We start from the raw sequence: 18202 nt of genomic DNA on the forward strand, positions 1-18202 counted from the left end.
ATGCATCCCGTTCATAGATAACCTTATCCATTCCTAACAGGATGCATTTGCATGAGATACTATAGATTATTTACTAGCTGCTTTCTCTTTACGAATCTGTGCAAAAGCTTTTTCCACATTATCCATCCATTGATCCGTGGTCATCTGGCCTGTCATCACTGGTGTGACCGTATTCTTGAACATTTCAGTGACTACACTAACCTTGGAACCCTTCGGTAACGATTGCCAGCCCTGTAGAATAGAAATGGAACCATTATAAGCCTCAAACATGTCATAGACACCTTTAGTCAAAAATGGCTTAGACAGCTCCTTCGCATCGTTAAGCGCATACGCCCCATTCGCTTTTTCCGCGAATAGTTTCACAGACTCATCGGTATATAGGAACTTCAAGAATTCCTTAGCGAGCTCAGGATTTTTAGCCTTAGCAGGGATGGAGAATTGCTCGTAGCTGGAAAGCACATACTTCTGATCGCCTTTATTGAACACAGGTACTGTTGTCATCCCAAATTCAAACCCATTTTCTCTAGGTGAATCCTTCATTTCATTTTCCATCCAGTTGCCGTTTACGATAAACAAAGCTTTACCCATCATCATATCGGTCTGCGACTGTGTATGGTTCAAGGCAACCGTGCCATCCATCAGATAACCGTCTTTAGAGATTTTATAGAAGATATCCAGTACTTTTTTGATCGTGTCGTTCTTAAATGAACCTTCTTCATATGCAAAGACTTTATCCAGCGTTTCTTTTCCCCCCGCACTGGCAATGGCCGGGTAGAGAATTTCCTCCAAATAATCCGGATAGATGCCTTGATAAGTGAATAAAGCCCGCTTCGTTTTAGTTCCATCTGCATTAACCAGGTAGTTCTCCTCTTTGTTCAGCTCATCACCTAAAGCAAAGAACTCCTCCCAAGTCTCAGGAACACTCCAGCCTTTTTCTGCGAACAGTGTTTTATTGTAAATCAAGCCCATCGGTCCAGCATTAAAAGGTGCGAGATACGTCTTTCCATCTTGATAGGGCTGAAATCTTGTACTGTCCAGCATCCCCGGAAGAATCATGTCCTTAATTGTCTCCTCTTTATCAAGCGCTTTGCTTTCAAATACATCGCTGATATCTAGCAGTCCTTTTTCTTTAATTAATGAAAGCACGATACCACTTTGCTCTGTATCTGTAACAGACAGGAAGTCGGGAGGATTACCCGCAACAATCTGCGGCCGGATTACTTCACCAACTTTTGGATTAATCGTCATGTTCACTTTCACACCTGGATAAGTACTTTCGAATTTGCTGACAATTTCATTCCAATAATCCGCACCATATCCCCCTTGGAATACAGCAATACTAAGTTCCTTGTTATCAAAATCTTTAGCAGGTTCTTCTTTAGTATTCTCGGCGTTCGTTGTACTTGTAGCTTGCGCTGTGCTCGCAGCTTTCGTTGGATCCGATTCATTAGAGGCAGCAGGTTTATTATTGCTGTTCCCGCAGCCGAGCAACCCCACACCTAGCAGCATTACTGCTAATAATGTACTCATAGTCTTTTTCATAAACGCCCTCCTTAAGATATTCTTGTAAACGCTTTTTTAATAATTTAAGTATAAAAGGATTTACGCTATATTTACATTTACAATACAAACCTACCTATGTATTATCTTATCCATCTTCCAATGCAAGCTCGTATAAGCTTATTCATCAGGGTCACATAACCTGTAAACTTAGCCGTTAACGGAATGGATAATATTATCCATTCCATAGATTATTCTCACTTTTCGCCGCTGCATATATATTCCATTGTTCTTTTTATGTTAACTTGTAAGTAAAAGATAGTGAATGGGAGGTCATCCACCTGAGTCGACGTAAAGGGAAGCTGCATTTTCCTAATCCTCCGCAAATCATGCGCAAGGTTAAAATTCAAAATCGCTTAACCGTCATTTTCTTAATCGTTTCTGTGATCCCAATCATCTTTATAGGTTTCTACTCCTACACCATTTACTCCAAATCCATTAACAATAAATTAAGTAAATCCACATTTCAGGCTTTAACGCTGCTTAATCGAACGATGTTAAGTGAACTTAACAACTATCAATATCTTGCAGGCTCTGTTTCTACCAATAGTATTATTCAGGAGCGTTTATCGGCAGCACCAAATGAACCCGCTCCTAGCAATGCTGCCATTAATCATGCCATGGACAATTTATATAGAACCATCTACCCCGGATATGTCCAGAACGTTCGGGTCATCGACGCCAAGAACCAACCTATCTATGAATTAGGCTACGACGGCATCCCCAATCCTAAGTATGAAGAAATTATGAAACAAGTAGAGCTGAATGCCCCTTATGACAGTCTTAACTACGTAAAAAGCTATCGCGCTTACAATACCATTGTCCTGGGCCGGAAAATTTTTGATCAAGATGACATTGGCGTTCCCTTAGGTCATGTGTTTGTTTTTATTGGTGGGGAGTTATTTTCAAAAGTCATTCTTTCCAGTGTGGATTTAGGTACAGGTTCCAGTCTCCTTATTATGAATAGGGAGGGAAAAGTAATGTCCTCGAATCAAAAGGATACTCCGCTAGGAGAACCCTATTATAAAGATGAGCTTTTTAAGCAAATCAAGACACAAGAGGCAAAGAAAAACCATTCCTTCCAAGGCATGGTCAATGGAAAAATGCAGCAAATCTCTTATATTAACAATAATCAATTAGGCTGGTACATGATTTCTACCGTCCCCTTCTCTTATATCAATTCAGAGACAAGTAAAATCACCACTGGACTACTTATTGTTGTCAGCATCATTGTAGTCGTGTGTATTCTAATTATTATCGTATTGTATAAAAGCATCCTGAAACCAATCAAACAAATCATCGTCTTCTGCAACCAAATTTTTTATGGTGATCTATCGAGTCGGATCGAAGATCACAGCAACGATGAAATGGGCGTGTTGGCCAATAGAATTAACAGCATGGTCAGTAGAATGGAACAGCTGATGAAGGATCAAAAGAAAGATCTGAAAAGAAGACGTTCGCTCGAATTGCAAATGCTGCAATCGCAAATTAATCCTCACTTTCTTTTTAATACACTTAACTCCTTACGATGGCTGGCGATGATTAACCAGGTTCCCGTCCTTAGCGACGGCATCTCCTCACTAGCTGAATTGCTGCGTAGTACCATTATCGATCAAGATGAGCAAATCACCATCAAGCAGGAGCTGAACAATCTGGATCATTATTTTGCCATTCAAAAAATACGTTATGCCGACAGGTTTGACATTGAATATGACTTGGATGAGTCTTTATTACAGAGCATGATCCCCAAGCTCATCCTGCAGCCGATCGCAGAGAACGCGATTCTTCATGGGGTTACAGATATAGGAGGAAAAGTTCTAATCCAAATTAAGGTATACGCAAAAAATGAATATACCCTTATTATTGAAATCATCGATAACGGAAAAGGGTTTGACACCACCAAATCAGAAAAGGCTGACAATCTGTCGGGTATCGGAATTTCAAATGTGGCCGATCGCATTAAACTTCAATACGGTGAGAGTTACGGGCTGTTCATCACAAGCTCAATGGGTCATGGAACCTGCTGCCGCCTGATTATCCCTATACAAACATACGAACTTAAGGGGTGATACTATGTATCCTATGTATAATGTAATGCTAGTGGATGACGAACCTATTGTTAAAGTTGCGCTCAGAACCATGATTCCATGGGAAGAGCTTGGATACATGATCTGTGCTACTGCCTCTGACGGAGTTGAAGCCTTAACACTTGTAGACAAGTTTAATCCCCATATCATCATTACAGATCTCAAAATGCCTAATATGGATGGTCTGCAGCTGATAAAAGAACTGAATAACAGAGGGTTTGCAGGAAAAATTCTGGTGGCGAGCAACCACGGGGAGTATGAGTTAGTTCGTGAAGCCCTAGTGCTTGGTGCTGTAGATTATATGCTGAAGATTAGTATGAAAACGGGGGATTTGATCCATTTGCTGGAGAAATCTACGAAGCTAATTCAAGAGCAGCTTCAATCTAGGCAGCAGCAGGAGACCCAAACACAGTTATTACAACATAACTTAAAAAGCGTGAAAAATGCGCTTCTAAAAGATTATTTCACCGATCCTTATTACGATGTGCAGCAGCTTGATCAACATGAGGCTATAACGTTTGCTTTCAGCGAAAGCAGCTGTTATTTATTCTACATTACTTTTGAGCAGAATAACGCCACCCATAACGAAAGACAAAATCACATCTCCGTATCCTTTATTGAAAACATCATCTTAGATATCTTGGAGACCGTAGATCAGTTGGAAATTATTCAGCTTGAATCTAATGGGCTGCTGCTTCTAATCTCCTGTGATACCTTAGACGATCATCAAATTATCCGCACAGACTTTATCCAGAGGGTCATTCGGTTAATCAAAATGTATATTTCTATCACCCCTACCATTGTTTTTTCTGATCCTGTACGGGGATATGCTGAAGCAAAACGAACCCTAGAACGATGTAAAGAATCCTTGCTAATTCAATTTTACAACGAAATAACGATTATAGATCCAAAGGATGTCCATTTAAAGGATACGCTGGACTTCGAGGATGTACATGATTTCTCAACGCAATTAATTCAGAACTGGAAGCTTTCAGGGGTTGAAGCCGTTACTCAAGCAACTCAGCAATTTCTTGACATCTGTAAATCCAAGCAAATTAATCCTGCTGAAACCAAAAAGTTCATTGTAAATTGTCTGCATTATCTTCCCTTATGCGATGCCCATCTCATTGTCGAGGATCCAAAGCTTTTGAAGAACTATATAGAAAATATCGCCAGCAGTAAACGTACCACTGACGTTCTATCTATAATGGAGCTTGTGTTCCAATTATTCTCCCATCAAAAGCAACAGATCGTAACTACACACAATAGAGATGTTAAACAAGCGATTGACTATATCAACACACATTATCAGAAGAAGCTGACCTTATCTCTGATTGCCAAGCATGTCAACTTAAGTGAGAACTATCTGTCCAGAATCTTCAAAGAAGAAGTGGGGCAAAGCATCATTCACTACATTAATACTGTGAAAATGGAAAAAGCCGCAGATTTAATACTTAAAGGGAATCCATACATTAAAGAAATTTCCACGCAAATCGGTATACACGATCAATTTTATTTCACCCGGTTATTCAAAAAACACTTTGGTGTTAATCCTAGTGAATATAAGAATCACGTTCAGGTCACGCTTGGCTCAGGAAATTAAGACCATTCCAACTCTTTTTATTGGAACGCGGTTCCTGATTTTATGATCCTTTTACAACCTGGATGTTATTAATGAACCCTTCTTTAGGTGCAAATATGGAATTAAACAACAATTCTTTTGTTTAACCGCTCCAGCTGCAGAAGATGATGACGATAGTGCATTTCAATAAGTAGGAACCATTCCTCCGCGCATAGTCCACCGAATCGCGGGTGAGATACGGTATTTTGTTTGGACGCTTTTTCAAGAGAGGGTTCGATCTCTCTCATTCTTTGGATGACTGTACGTAACCCTTGAATTAATTGTTCTTTGCTCTCCGGCTGCTCCGGCGTATATTGGGCGGAAGGCGGAACCTGAATACGAATGGGCGGAAAGCTTCCTCGCGCAAATATAGCCGCACCATCCTCAGTTTTCCCCACATGAGCTACTAAGGGATCTTGGTCGAGCACAAGGCATTGATCAATATTACGAAGCTGCATATACAGCGCCGAGTTAATGAGATGCTGAAACATCTGTCCGATGGACCACTCGTTTTCACTCGGCTTTTGCTTCAACTGCTCCAGATTGAATCGCTCCAATTCTTGAATATAGTATGTCGCAGTTTCTTCAAATCGTTGTAAGGCTTCTTTTGTTGTAATCATCATATATCAGCTCCTGTAGTCATTGATTATCCAAGTATACAAAAACGCTACTGACAGCGTTATGTCAGTAGCGTTTTAACATTATTTCTATTTCATTTCTAACCTGATCACGGAAAGATTCGGGCTCCAGCACAACCATACCGCCTCCCCAGCCAAGCACCCATTGCAGCAATTCCCCTGGCTCGCGAACGCGAAAAGTAACAAGTAACCCCTCCGCATGCTCCTCAATAGTTTCCATATAGAAATTATTTGATTCCCTTACCTTATCGGCTATGTCAGCTTGGACTAAGATAAGCACATGAACGTTGCGATCATCAGGAGGTTGGTATACCTCCAGATGAAAATCTGCTGGCAGTATAAATTCATCTTCCAGATTAATAAGCTCCCTCATTCGGGATAACCGGAAATGACGGATGTCTTGACGTAATTCACACCAGGCGATGAGTACCCATGACCCGTGATGAAGTACAAGTCCATAAGGAGCAACCGTACGAATACTTTGACGGTTCCCATCGGCTTCGGCGATTCTTTTGGAATAACGAAATCTTATTTTCCTTCCCTCCAATATCGCTCCACGAATGGCTTCCAAACATGCCTTCTCTTGTATGGGTGCTATATCTTCTACGGATGCAAATAAACGAAAACTTTTGCGAATCTGTGATGCTTCACTGCGGATAGCTTCCGGCAGGATAGCTTCTATCTTTGCTTTAGAACTTCTAGCCTTATTACCATAGTGTGCATCAAACCGCTGCTCGATAAAATCAGTTCCGATAAGCAATGTCACTGCTTCATCCAGCGTGAAACTAACGGGTGGCAGGAAATACCCCTCGATTAAGGAGTAACCCTGCCCTGGCGCTCCTATAATGGATACGCCCGCTTCACTCAGTGCCTGAATATCCCGATAGATCGTTCTTACGCTCGTTTCAAACCTAGCAGCCAAATCCTCCGCCCGCAACATTTTGTTACGCTGCAGTTCAAGCACTATAGCTAACAACCGGTCCATTTTGTTCATACGACTCCCCCTCCCCGAACAATCTCATCAACAGCTCGTCGATACCCACCCGAGTTCCGAAACGATTCACTGATATTGGAGACAGCTTTTTTATAAGATAAATCGCTTAATACATGATCTACGGCTTCTCGTAGGTGATTTGCAGTTAAACTTTGCATTTGTAACTTAATGCCTGCTCCGACATGGACGACTTGCTTCGCAATTATTGGCTGATCCGCACTTTGTGGAATTACAATTAGCGGAACCCCGTAATAAAGCCCTTCATTGATACTGTTCATTCCACCATGTGTAATAAATAACTTTGTGTATTGCAGTATATCCGTTTGTGGAACATAATTTTTCACGAAAAAGTTTTGCGGAATTTCCCCTAAATCAGTGATTTGGACTTTATCTCCAATTGACATCACAATAGTGTGCTCCGTGTTCCCCAATGCTTCAAAACAAAGTTTATAGTATTCAATGGCTTGGTTAAAAACTGTGCCGAGTGAAATGTAAATTAGACTTTTCCCCTTAATTGCCATGAGATCGAATTTTTCTGGAGCTAATGTTGAAGAGATGGAGGGTCCTACAAAGATATAAGACGGGTCAAAAGCTTCTCCCTCAGGTTGAAACTCCCTAGTTGTATAAACGATAGTAAGTGGGGCAGGATTACAAAACACTTCATAAGGGGATTGGATGTCCACATCATATTTGCCCTTCACCATTTGCGTCAAGCTTTGGAATTTATCCTTTATAGGATTAGTTACTTCTGCAGGGACTGTAGTATAAAATCGTTCTAACATGTCATCGAATGCTGCTTTTGTCTGCGCAAAAGAAGTACAGGAGCTAATGGCCGGAAGCTTAAGAATTTGAGCTAGCAAACGTCCACAACCAAACATAGAATCATGGACGATGTAATCAAAATGCTCCCCTTTGATCTGTTCAAGAACGCTTGGAATAACTATATCTGCCGTAAGTAAAAGGCCGTTGATTCTTTCCAGTACATAATTTCTTCCACCTGAGATAAAAGCTTGTATAAATTTCTGATCGTCAAATGTTCGTACTGTAGCCCCCGTCATTTCCATACGCTCTCTGTAAGCTTCTATACAAAAGTACACTACCTCTTCGCCACGCGAAATAAGCTCTTCCACAACGCCAATCGTGGGATTGATATGTCCCTCTGATCCACCATTAATAAATAACACACGCGCCAATTGTAATCCTCCTTAACTATAAATCATTTTTATATTAGATATTATAAACATTAATTTTACTTATATCGCTCTAAAAGGGTATAGTAATATAGGCTTTAAAACCATTTTAATAATATAGAGTATACCCTTATTAGAGGAGAGATCATATTGGAAAGAGTAGTTGGAACAGTTGTACGTGGACTTCGCGGACCTATCATTAACAATGGGGATAACATTGAAGAAATCGTAGTTCAGACGGTATTGAATGCAGCAACAGTCGAGGGTTTTTCGATCGAAGATCGTGACATTGTGACCGTAACTGAATCCATTGTTGCTCGGGCACAAGGAAACTATGCGACGATTGACAATATTGCTGCTGATATAAAGGGGAAATTCGGCGAAGAAACCGTAGGTGTTATTTTTCCAATCCTTAGCCGTAACCGGTTTGCTAACTGCTTACGCGGTATTGCCAAAGGGGCACAAAAAGTAGTCCTAATGTTAAGCTATCCAGCTGATGAAGTAGGCAACCACCTTGTAGACATCGACGAACTAGATGCTAAAGGTATCAATCCATGGACGGATGTATTAACAGAAGCTCAGTTCCGTGAGTTTTTCGGCTATATTAAGCACCCATTCACAGGGGTTGACTATATTGAATATTATAAAGGTTTAATTGAAGCTGAAGGTGTGGCTTGTGAAGTCATCTTCTCCAACAACCCAAAAACCATTTTAAACTATACAAAAAATGTATTAACTTGCGATATTCACACTCGCTTCAGAACCAAACGTATTCTCACAAACAACGGTGCTGAAAAAGTATTTGGCTTGGATGATATTCTTACACAATCAATCGATGGCAGCGGCTTTAACGAAGCCTATGGTCTGCTAGGATCAAATAAAGCAACAGAAGAAAGTGTAAAGCTATTTCCAAATAACTGCCAGCCTATCGTGGATGGTATCCAAGCAAAAATCAAAGAAATGACAGGTAAAACTGTAGAAGTTATGGTTTATGGCGATGGAGCATTCAAAGATCCAGTCGGAAAAATCTGGGAGCTGGCAGATCCAGTTGTCTCCCCTGCTTACACCGCCGGACTTGATGGAACCCCAAATGAAGTAAAATTGAAATACTTGGCCGATAACAACTTCTCTCATCTTCGTGGCGAAGAGTTAAAACAAGCCATTTCTAAATACATCCAGAATAAAAATGATGATCTAGTTGGTGCGATGGAAGCCCAAGGGACTACACCTCGTAGATTAACTGACCTGATTGGATCATTATCTGATTTGACTTCTGGTAGTGGCGATAAAGGAACACCAATGATTTATATCCAAGGTTATTTCGATAACTACACAAAATAAGAGTAGTACAACAAAGGGAGTCTCTAAACGAGGCTCTCTTTTTTACTTTCTGGGTTATAATAAAAGCAAACAGCGGCATGCGGAGGATACTATGAACATAAGAAGGATTAAATATTTTATAGATCTCGTGGAATGCAGAAATTTTACGGAAACAGCTAAAAAGAACTATGTATCGCAGACCACCATTAGCCAACAAATCGCCGCGCTTGAAGAGGAATTCAACATTCAATTGATTGACAGAAAGCAGATCCCTATTGAGCCAACCAAAGCCGGATGGCTTTTCTATGGCGAAGCCCTCATCCTCTGGAAGCAATATAACCATATGAAGATGAGCATGGAAAACTTTCAAAAGTATAATACGCAATCCTTGAGTATCGAATATGCGGCGATGACGGATATCCAAAGTTTGTTGAAATTGATTCCCTCGTTTCAGGATCATCATCCGAATATTAAGCTGGAACTGAATAAAGTATTGCTAAAAGATATTGCAGAATACTTGCTAAAAGGGATTTACGACGTGGCTATTGCCTTTGATTCCGAGTTTCAGGGAAAAGAGGACATTGTAACCTATCCCTTATATAAGGGACGTTATTGTGCGGCTGTGAGTCATCACCATCCCCTGTTTCATCATGAATCGATCGCCAAAGAGGAGTTATATGAACATCCGCTAGTCATGCTGAATCCAACAGCTATTGGAAACTCTTATCATCTAATGATCCAGCATGCGATTGAAGACGGCTATCAGCCGAACATTCTTCGAACCGCAGACGATGTGGAGACAGAATTGTTTTATATCATCACGGAGAATTTAATTGGCTTTTTCCCGGATAACTATCAGCTCGCTTATCTTCAAGATGAAATCCGGCTAATTCCCTTAGATGATTCACACCATACCTTTGCAATCGAAGCAGGTTATCTCAAAAAGAATACAAACCCGGCCTTGCCTTCCTTCCTGCAACAAATCCAAATTGGATTTAGCAATCGACCATAAGTTTTATGTGTTAGACTATGTTACTTTTTTCACATACTATAAGGGTATAATTCATTTCAACAAGGAGTGACAACGATCATGGGTAAATTATTGTTGACTGGTGTCGATGGAAATCTAGGGAAGCAAGCTGCGGAATATTTGTTGGAGCTGGTAGATAAAGACCAAATCATTTTTTGCGCTTACGATCCAGCATGTTTGAAAGAATATGCGGAACAAGGGATTGAAACACATGTGACCAACTTTAATAACAAGGACGGCCTTGCCGAAGCTTTTGCTCATGCCGATAAACTCGCTCTAATCTCCATGCCTTTTGTTGGAGAAAAACGCCAAAATGCACAAAAACATGTGGTCGATGCTGCCAAAGAAGCTGGAGTCAAACAGATCATTTATACTTCTCTAGTAAACGCAGCCGATGAAAGCAATCCAAGCGTAGAAAAAATCGACCATGTGTATACCGAACGTTATATTCAAAGCGTTGGGCTAGATTATATCTTCCTTCGGAATTCCCAATACGCGGAAGCCATGATTACCAATTACTTCACGTATGTGAAGGGTGACGGGGTATTAACAAACAATCAAGGTGACGGTAAAATGGCTTATATCTCGCGGAAGGATTGCGCAAAAGCCGTTGCGTATGCCCTAGCCTCCAATAATTATCAGGAAGCGATTCTAAATATAAACGGACTTGAATTGATGACAATTACCGATTTCATTAAGATTGGTAATGAAGTAACGGGCAATCATATCACCTACAAAGAAAACACGGATGAAGAAAATTATGCCGTATTCGAAGCAATGGGCGTGCCTAGAACCACCGACGGTGCATTTAAAGAAGGCTCCGAAGCACCCTTTTCTTCAGAAGGTATGGTTACTTTCGGACAAGCTATTCGTGAAGGAAAAATGGATGTTTATACGAACGACTTCAAACAACTTACTGGTCAAGACCCTCTGACCGTGAAATATATGTTTGAACATGCCGATGAATTCCAGGTTGGCGAAAGACACTCTAAAGACAATTAAAAGCTGACACTCTTACTTCTTAGGCTAAATCACCCCCGTTTATTAAACGGGGGTGATTTCTTTTATACTGAGCGTGGCAAAAAAACTCCGTAAAGCTCAATCATATGCTCGCCCTGGAGATAATTAGGGAATTCCTCCCTTATTACCAGAGGATTCTGGTCATCAGACTAATAATCAGGGAATTCTTCCCTGAAATTTAACTGATTTGGCGGTAATTCTTGATATTGCTCTGTTTTTTAGGGAGTTATTCCCTAATTTCATTCATTTAGAGCAATTATCGGCTTTTATTAGGGAGGTTTTCCCTAATCCTCCGTCACGGTATAGATAGAACTAGCCAAGTATATCGATATGCTCACTGTAGAACAAAATACACCTTTAACCGAACGGATGAACATCCGAATCTAAAGGTGTATTATCTTTATCTTTATCTCTGTCTACTTTTTAATTAGAGTTAGTTCCAGATCTCTTCAGCAATTTCTTTAATATAAGCAAGCTTACGCCATTGCTGCTCTTCTGTCAGGTGGTTGCCTTCTTCCGTGGAAGCAAAGCCACATTGCGGGCTAAGGCAAATCCGGTTTAGATCAACGTATTGCTTCGCTTCCTCAATACGCTTCAGAATATCTTCCTTGCTTTCAAGCTCACCAAATTTGGATGAGAACAGACCTAACACAACCTGCTGATTGTCTTTCAAGAAACGCAATGGCTTGAAGTCACCTGCACGTTCGGTATCAAACTCCAGATAATAACCCGAGTAGTTATTGATATTAAGAAGCGTTTGCGCGATAGGCTCGTAGCCTCCACCTACTCCAGCATAAGTCGAAACATAATTGCCCCGGCATACATGGGTCGTTACAACAAGATCTTCCGGCAGACCAGTTACAACTTCCTCATTCAATTTTGCAAGTTCGCTTGCATATTCAGCTACGTTAACGCCAATCTGATTCATAAATGCTATAAACTGTTCGTCGCAAAGCGCTCCCCACGTACAATCGTCGATCTGAATACTGCGGCAGCCCGCTGCATAGAAGGCCAGAATCGATGCTTTGTATGCTTTGGCAATATCCGAGATAAGCTCTTCGCGATTCGGGTATAATTCATTTGTGCTTTCCTTGTTTTCCGCCCGATCTAGCTCGAACAGGAATTGTGCAGCCGCAGGAATCGATTGACGCGTAACAACGTCCTCACCAGCAGCACCTTTTAAAAATTCATAATGCGAAACAAAAGGATGGCTGCTGTAGCTTATTTTCCCGGTCAGTCGGGCTGTTTCTGGTCTGGACTCTGCACCGTTAAATTGGTAACCTTGGTCAATAATTGTCCGATCTACACCGTCAAGTCCCCAGAAGAAGTCGAGGTGCCACCAAGAGCGGCGGAATTCGCCATCGGTTACTGCTTGAAGACCCACCTCTTTTTGTTTCTGCACGAGCTTAACGATTTCGTCGTTCTCTACTTCCTTCAACTGCTCGGCAGTAATTTCACCATTCTTGAATTTTAATCTAGCCTCTTTCAACGCTTGGGGGCGCAGGAAGCTGCCCACGATATCATATCGAAATGGAGTAACGGTTCGTTTTTGGGGTACGGTTTGAATGCTCATATATTAATCTCCTCGTAAACAAATTATTAGAATAAATATAGCATAACCGACTGACTAAACCGATCTACCAATGAGCTATGACAGGTTATAAGTATTAACTATAGCTAGATTCAGCGTGATAATTAGAAGGGCATGATAAAAAAAGAAGAGGCGCATGAGTAGCGCCTCTTTCTTAATAAATCATATCGACGGATATTACATAGTAATTAGACTCCGCAGTCACCTCAAACCCAATCGACTGATAGAGGGATAATGCCTTTCTATTTTGAGTGACCACGCCAAGACGAATCTGGAAATCCCTCTGATCTCGCAAGATTTTAACTACCTCTGAAAGAATTTCACGTCCGTATCCTCTGCCTTGACACGAAGGAAGCACACAAAAATCATGTATAACCGCTGTATTTGTATATAAATAATTGACTCTGATCATCCCAACCGGAATCATGTTGTCCACAGCAATGTAAGTAATCCGTGCCGGTTCTCTTGTACGAGTTAAATAATTCCTAGTCCAGGACTCTGAATCACCAAAAGCTTGTGATGAACATTTAACCATGAACTCTAAATCCTGATCTTCTTCTAATCGCACAGCTAAACCGGAGTGGCTTGATCCAGCGATTTGTGCCCGATTAAAAACCATGAGGAATTCAGACGGTGCAGCACTTGCCCCTAAATACCGTATATAATCCATCCCTGATTCAGAATTAGAAGGTATCCTAAAACGGCAAGTTTGTATGCCTTGCATTTGCATATCTGATCCGGCACTTTTCAGTAAGCTGTGGAATACACCTTGGCGACGAAAGTCCGGGTGAACCATTCCGTTAATATTAGCTTCGATGCCATCCGAAGTATACCAACTGAGAAATCCGACTAATTGGTTATCGATCTGGCACAAGAATGCCTCATCTCCGTCTATCTCCTTAAGGCTTTCTATACCCACCCTCAAACTTGACCTGTCGGACGTCTTGCAAAGATGTTCTAATATGCGGATTTGATCAATCGATTGCTTTGAATAGTCTTTCATTGTACTAATTTTATATTCTTGCATCTAGTACCCTCATTAAGAAGGAAATACGCAGTTTATGGACGAGTAGGCGTTATCCTTCTAAATTCTGTCCACCTAATGATAGTTACCAATGGAACCGCCTCCTAAAAGTCAATGTCTTCACTCTAAACCAGGGTAATCATAAAACAAACCTTATAACTAAAAAAATGATAGCAATTATAGCCACAACGATCAACAGATTGGTTACCTCACTCCAGAATCCTGGAACGCCTTCAGTATGATATTTTTGCGCATTTACATCATGGTTTGCTTTATGGCCTGCAGGGTCCGACAAATTGGGATTAGGTCCTGAATTAAAAAAGTCAGACATAAATACAACTCCTTCCCATGAATATAAACCATATTATACCAGTTCATTGCCATTTTAACGACAACTTAATGCCACCTTCAATATATCGTTTGTCGGAGGCTCTTAGGGAGATTTTTGACAACCATATCGTAAGAATGATCAATCATTAAATAGATATCCGACTCTGGTAAGGAGCCATCCAAAACAATCGTATTCCAGTGTTTTTTGTTCATGTGGTATCCTGGCCGAACGCTCTCATGCTGCTCTCGAAAGTTCCCTGCAATCACCGGATCACATTTTAGATTTATGTAAGCATAATTCCCCTTATTCTCAAATATAAGCGCGAACATTTTACCGGCAATTTTGATCACCATTGGATCGAAGCCGAAAGGAAAATCCTTTGTTGCTCCATTCTTTTGTAAACAGTATTCGATAATATTATGGGTCAAAATCAGTCCCTCACCTTCTTCATTAAAACGAATCCTGTATACCTTATATCAAATATTATAACTGAAATAAACCTAACACTCTTGCCCTTGGCAAAATGAACTCGTGAGTAATCCTTTCAAGTGCACGAAACCTGAATAACCTTAAATACGTTAAAGTAATATACAAATCTACAGGAGGTTTTTATAATGAGATACAGTGCTGCAGGCGCACCAATAACCTGTCCTTGCTGTCAAAACGATACCTTTGATCTGGATTATAAACTGCTTAACACAAGCGGCGCATCATTTTTAGGCTTTGACTGGGCGAACAAAAACGCTGCCATCCTTATTTGTAAGCGATGCACCCATATTTCATGGTTTATGAAAGAACCAACATCTGATTAGTGTTTGGTAAAAATAAAGTATTAGACTGGATCCATTAAAACAAGCAGCGGCGGACCAAGACTTGATAAATAAAGTCTTAGACTGCCGCTGTTGTCGTTCCAATAACGTTCCCCGTGAGCGTAATCACCTTAAGTGACAAGGTCATCTTACCGTCTGGTAAACGAGACCTATGGCTCCAGAATCAAAGGTCTTGTTTTCGATTAGCTTAAGATTTCTCTTCTCCTTGAGACCTTGGAATAATGGCAATCCCTTACCGATCAGGACGGGAGAAACCGTAATTTTATACTCATCAATTAAATCAAGCTGCATAAGGTGGTGTGCGAATCTAGGACTGCCGAGGATGACCATATCCTTGCCGGGCTGCTGTTTGAGGTTATTGATCTCTTCCTCGACAGCTTCTTTCACGAGTCTGGAATTATTCCATTCGACTTTCTCCAGCGTCGTGGAAAAAACGATCTTAGCTGCCTTTTCGATCCACTCGGCATGATTCCGTTCATGCTGCGAAGCTGATGGGTTCGAAGGGACAGATGGCCAGTAACTGTGCATCATCTGATAAGTCCCACGTCCCCAAATGACAGTGTCGGCAGTACTCAGAATTTCTTTCGCATGGTTCTCCAAATCAGCATCGTAGGAAACCCAGCCAATGTCCATTTCACCATTCGGCCCTTCTACAAAACCGTCAAGCGATGCGTGAAGAAATAGAACGAGTTTTCTCATTTTCAGTTCTCCTTTGTTCATGAGGGATATCTACATTAGACATTAACTACATTTTAGCAGAATTCAACTTGGGTTGTTTCTTATGGATTGCTAATCTCAAACGCTCTTTTCTTCACTTTGGTATTTTTATCCACATCAACATTTTAGCAAACATACGTTCGTTTGTAAATGCACCTTTTTCTAATTTTCAAATCATCTTTCATTTCTTTAGAGCCGGCATTTTTCTGTGTTTCGTTTGTTGTTCGAATGCAAATGCAATCCGAATGAGTGTCGGTTCACTAAATGCCGTTCCTGCAAATGTGATCCCAAAGGCTCTTCCATTCTCTTGAAAGCCTGCGGGCACTGCTATAGTTGGATAACCTGCTCTAGCACTTAAATCAGCTCCGACATAAGCAGGAAACAGGATTGCATCCAATCCATACTTTTCTAAAGCATGATCGATCCCTATATTTTGCGAATAATATAAGTCAGAGATAGACTCTACAATATATTCCGAATGATTCAACGGTTTATCTAGCTGTGATCGATAGTTCAGCATATCTTGTCCATATTTCAAAGCCTTTTCCGAATCCCGCTCGTTCCATTCAATCAATTCATTTAGGTTATGGACAGGAAGTTGAGCCGGAAGGTTATATAAGTAATTTTCAACGGAATGCTTAAATTCAAGATTCATTTTGTTATATTTCCACTCTCTATGGAACGATGGAATATCTATATCTTCTATTATGTTGGCTCCAGAATCTTTTAATTTAGCCACAGCATCATTAAATAAATGTTCATCATATTCACCCATGTCACAATAATTCTTAGGTAGAGCATTTCTAAAAACGCCTATGGTCGCTTTATTTAATCCGTCTTTATCCAAAAATGCTGTGTATTCCATAGTAGAATATTCATTTTTCCAAGTAGCAGGATCACTTTCATCTTTTCCCGTAAGTGCATTTAATAAGATCGCAACATCTGTCACATTCCTTGCCATAGGTCCAGCTGTATCCTGAGAATATGACCATGGAATTATGCCTGATCTACTTATTAGACCTACAGTTGGCTTTAAACCAACAATCGCGTTTTGCACAGCTGGACTTAAAATAGAGCCAGACGTCTCTGTCCCCACGGCTACTGTTGAAAAATTGGCTGCAACAGAAGCGGCAGAACCCGTACTGGAACCCCCCGGAAAATGATCCCCGTATGGATTTTTGGTTTGTCCTCCTATTGAGCTATACCCAGCCCACATGGATGATGACATCCCATTTGCCCATTCCGTCATATTTGTTTTTGCAAGTATAATTGCCCCAGCATCCCTTAGTTTTTGGACAAGAAAAGCATCGTTTGAGCTAACATGGTTTTCCAAAGCTAATGCGCCAGCAGTTGTATGCATTTTATCATTCGTTTCAATATTTCCTTTCAATAATACAGGCACACCATGTAAAAGACTTCGTGCTCCGCTTAATTTTCTCTCCTGATCTAATGCCTCGGCAATAAAAATCGCATCTGGATTCATTTCCATAATAGAGTTTATCATGGGACCACTCTGGTCAAACGTTGCTATCCGATACATGTAATACATAACAAGTTCCCTAGAACTAACATCCCCTCTATCCATTGCATCCTGCAGTTCGAGTATCGTTATTTCTTCACTCTTTATTTTTGCTAATTCGAAGATATGTTCCATGATAACTCCTGCTTTCCATTTGGGTCATTTATGTAATAGTGTCATGTTCATATATTTTGGTGGGCCGTCCCCACTCGAAGTTATCCAGACCTATCTCCTTAAATCCATATTTCTCATAATAAAGAATATGATCCGTCGCCAAGTAGACTTTTGTATAACCTAGTTGTCCAGCTATTTTTCTGGCATGCTCCAACAAAACGGCTCCTAGTGCTTTGCCTCTCTCACTTTCGTCAATAAACAATGGCGCAATCCAAGGTGATAAATCTTTTCGAGTTATAAATTCCTGCTCAATTAATTGATAAAACCCGATGATTACATCATGTTTCAACAGCAAAAATGTAAAAGGAAACTCCTCATCTTTTGAGATTAAACTTTCTTGTATATTGGGGAGCACAACTTGTTGTACTTTTGGCCACCGTTTTTTGACATACTTAATAAGCTCATTTTGACGAAGAGGACATTCTTGTAAGGATTTAATATCTAGCATCTAACCATCCCTTCTTGTAAAAAGAAATTCCTATACCCATGTCTGCTCTCACAATAGTCATCCACCAGCTCTCAAAATGCATAGCAGCAAGCCCCGAGTGGGGCTTGC

General features: G+C 40.6%; 17 protein-coding genes. 6 read left to right on the top strand and 11 right to left on the bottom strand.

Annotation, left to right across the window (positions count from 1 at the left end; genetic code table 11):
• Positions 1-66 precede the first annotated feature (66 nt).
• A complete protein-coding gene (locus MKX34_RS23130; protein ID WP_038572598.1) occupies positions 67-1542 on the bottom strand; it encodes a carbohydrate ABC transporter substrate-binding protein in 1476 nt (491 codons plus the stop codon).
• Positions 1543-1889: 347 nt separating this feature from the next.
• Here MKX34_RS23130 and MKX34_RS23135 point away from each other — a divergent pair, with 347 nt between their 5' ends.
• Positions 1890-3629 carry a sensor histidine kinase gene (locus MKX34_RS23135; RefSeq protein WP_036683043.1) on the top strand — a complete coding sequence of 580 codons (1740 nt, stop codon included), beginning with the start codon at positions 1890-1892 and terminating at the stop codon, positions 3627-3629.
• Positions 3630-3642: 13 nt separating this feature from the next.
• Positions 3643-5250, top strand: a complete 1608-nt coding sequence (locus MKX34_RS23140; RefSeq protein WP_339203522.1) for a response regulator — start codon at positions 3643-3645, stop codon at positions 5248-5250.
• 101 nt (positions 5251-5351) lie between these two features.
• On the opposite strand, the gene MKX34_RS23145 is transcribed toward MKX34_RS23140, so the two are convergent.
• The 3 genes from MKX34_RS23145 to MKX34_RS23155 all read right to left on the bottom strand — a co-directional run bounded on the left by MKX34_RS23145 (position 5352) and on the right by MKX34_RS23155 (position 8093).
• Positions 5352-5885 (bottom strand): DinB family protein, encoded by a 534-nt coding sequence (locus MKX34_RS23145; protein WP_076104476.1) that lies wholly within the window; start codon positions 5883-5885, stop codon positions 5352-5354.
• A 67-nt stretch (positions 5886-5952) separates the two neighbouring features.
• Complete coding sequence (locus MKX34_RS23150; protein ID WP_076104346.1) at positions 5953-6900, bottom strand: YafY family protein; 948 nt, start codon at positions 6898-6900, stop codon at positions 5953-5955.
• Positions 6897-8093 (bottom strand): macrolide family glycosyltransferase, encoded by a 1197-nt coding sequence (locus tag MKX34_RS23155; protein ID WP_076296301.1) that lies wholly within the window; start codon positions 8091-8093, stop codon positions 6897-6899. The genes MKX34_RS23150 and MKX34_RS23155 overlap by 4 nt, the downstream gene beginning before the upstream one ends.
• 147 nt (positions 8094-8240) lie before the next feature.
• Between MKX34_RS23155 and MKX34_RS23160 the strand changes: the two genes are divergently transcribed.
• The 3 genes from MKX34_RS23160 to MKX34_RS23170 all read left to right on the top strand — a co-directional run bounded on the left by MKX34_RS23160 (position 8241) and on the right by MKX34_RS23170 (position 11442).
• Positions 8241-9431, top strand: coding sequence for a coenzyme F420-0:L-glutamate ligase (locus tag MKX34_RS23160; protein ID WP_038572605.1), 1191 nt, complete (start codon positions 8241-8243; stop codon positions 9429-9431).
• Between the two features lie 91 nt (positions 9432-9522).
• Positions 9523-10422 carry a LysR family transcriptional regulator gene (locus tag MKX34_RS23165; RefSeq protein WP_076296300.1) on the top strand — a complete coding sequence of 300 codons (900 nt, stop codon included), beginning with the start codon at positions 9523-9525 and terminating at the stop codon, positions 10420-10422.
• Between the two features lie 78 nt (positions 10423-10500).
• Complete coding sequence (locus tag MKX34_RS23170) at positions 10501-11442, top strand: NAD(P)H-binding protein (protein WP_076296299.1); 942 nt, start codon at positions 10501-10503, stop codon at positions 11440-11442.
• 451 nt (positions 11443-11893) lie between these two features.
• Here MKX34_RS23170 and MKX34_RS23175 read toward each other — a convergent pair whose 3' ends face one another.
• The 4 genes from MKX34_RS23175 to MKX34_RS23190 form a co-directional block, all read right to left on the bottom strand.
• The gene (locus tag MKX34_RS23175) at positions 11894-13033 is read right to left on the bottom strand and encodes a 5-methyltetrahydropteroyltriglutamate--homocysteine S-methyltransferase (protein WP_076296298.1); all 1140 of its coding nucleotides are present in this window, start codon (positions 13031-13033) and stop codon (positions 11894-11896) included.
• Positions 13034-13205: 172 nt separating this feature from the next.
• Positions 13206-14078 (bottom strand): GNAT family N-acetyltransferase, encoded by an 873-nt coding sequence (locus MKX34_RS23180; RefSeq protein ID WP_076296297.1) that lies wholly within the window; start codon positions 14076-14078, stop codon positions 13206-13208.
• Positions 14079-14214: 136 nt separating this feature from the next.
• A complete protein-coding gene (locus MKX34_RS23185; protein WP_036683062.1) occupies positions 14215-14406 on the bottom strand; it encodes a hypothetical protein in 192 nt (63 codons plus the stop codon).
• A gap of 77 nt (positions 14407-14483) precedes the next feature.
• Positions 14484-14834, bottom strand: a complete 351-nt coding sequence (locus MKX34_RS23190; protein ID WP_076296296.1) for an MmcQ/YjbR family DNA-binding protein — start codon at positions 14832-14834, stop codon at positions 14484-14486.
• Positions 14835-15020: 186 nt separating this feature from the next.
• Here MKX34_RS23190 and MKX34_RS23195 point away from each other — a divergent pair, with 186 nt between their 5' ends.
• Entirely contained in the window at positions 15021-15218 is a 198-nt protein-coding gene (locus MKX34_RS23195; protein ID WP_036683067.1) for a hypothetical protein, read from the top strand.
• A 141-nt stretch (positions 15219-15359) separates the two neighbouring features.
• Here the strand turns inward: MKX34_RS23195 and MKX34_RS23200 are convergent, their stop codons facing one another.
• The 3 genes from MKX34_RS23200 to MKX34_RS23210 all read right to left on the bottom strand — a co-directional run bounded on the left by MKX34_RS23200 (position 15360) and on the right by MKX34_RS23210 (position 18094).
• Positions 15360-15935 (bottom strand): dihydrofolate reductase family protein, encoded by a 576-nt coding sequence (locus MKX34_RS23200; protein WP_036683068.1) that lies wholly within the window; start codon positions 15933-15935, stop codon positions 15360-15362.
• Between the two features lie 199 nt (positions 15936-16134).
• Positions 16135-17607 (bottom strand): amidase family protein, encoded by a 1473-nt coding sequence (locus MKX34_RS23205; protein ID WP_076296295.1) that lies wholly within the window; start codon positions 17605-17607, stop codon positions 16135-16137.
• Positions 17608-17635: 28 nt separating this feature from the next.
• Positions 17636-18094, bottom strand: a complete 459-nt coding sequence (locus MKX34_RS23210) for a GNAT family N-acetyltransferase (protein ID WP_076273041.1) — start codon at positions 18092-18094, stop codon at positions 17636-17638.
• Positions 18095-18202: the final 108 nt, after the last annotated feature.

Source organism: Paenibacillus sp. FSL R5-0636, from assembly GCF_037974255.1.
Classification (GTDB): Bacteria; Bacillota; Bacilli; order Paenibacillales; family Paenibacillaceae; genus Paenibacillus_AQ; species Paenibacillus_AQ odorifer.

Bases quoted from the DNA above. Each gene is read 5' to 3' on its own strand.
- MKX34_RS23210 (WP_076273041.1), bottom strand. From the start codon at position 18,094: ATGCTAGATATTAAATCCTTACAAGAATGTCCTCTTCGTCAAAATGAG.
- MKX34_RS23150 (WP_076104346.1), bottom strand. From the start codon at position 6,900: ATGAACAAAATGGACCGGTTGTTAGCTATAGTGCTTGAACTGCAGCGT.
- MKX34_RS23140 (WP_339203522.1), top strand. From the start codon at position 3,643: ATGTATAATGTAATGCTAGTGGATGACGAACCTATTGTTAAAGTTGCG.
- MKX34_RS23130 (WP_038572598.1), bottom strand. From the start codon at position 1,542: ATGAAAAAGACTATGAGTACATTATTAGCAGTAATGCTGCTAGGTGTG.
- MKX34_RS23180 (WP_076296297.1), bottom strand. From the start codon at position 14,078: ATGCAAGAATATAAAATTAGTACAATGAAAGACTATTCAAAGCAATCG.
- MKX34_RS23200 (WP_036683068.1), bottom strand. From the start codon at position 15,935: ATGAGAAAACTCGTTCTATTTCTTCACGCATCGCTTGACGGTTTTGTA.
- MKX34_RS23185 (WP_036683062.1), bottom strand. From the start codon at position 14,406: ATGTCTGACTTTTTTAATTCAGGACCTAATCCCAATTTGTCGGACCCT.
- MKX34_RS23195 (WP_036683067.1), top strand. From the start codon at position 15,021: ATGAGATACAGTGCTGCAGGCGCACCAATAACCTGTCCTTGCTGTCAA.
- MKX34_RS23205 (WP_076296295.1), bottom strand. From the start codon at position 17,607: ATGGAACATATCTTCGAATTAGCAAAAATAAAGAGTGAAGAAATAACG.
- MKX34_RS23175 (WP_076296298.1), bottom strand. From the start codon at position 13,033: ATGAGCATTCAAACCGTACCCCAAAAACGAACCGTTACTCCATTTCGA.
- MKX34_RS23170 (WP_076296299.1), top strand. From the start codon at position 10,501: ATGGGTAAATTATTGTTGACTGGTGTCGATGGAAATCTAGGGAAGCAA.
- MKX34_RS23165 (WP_076296300.1), top strand. From the start codon at position 9,523: ATGAACATAAGAAGGATTAAATATTTTATAGATCTCGTGGAATGCAGA.
- MKX34_RS23135 (WP_036683043.1), top strand. From the start codon at position 1,890: ATGCGCAAGGTTAAAATTCAAAATCGCTTAACCGTCATTTTCTTAATC.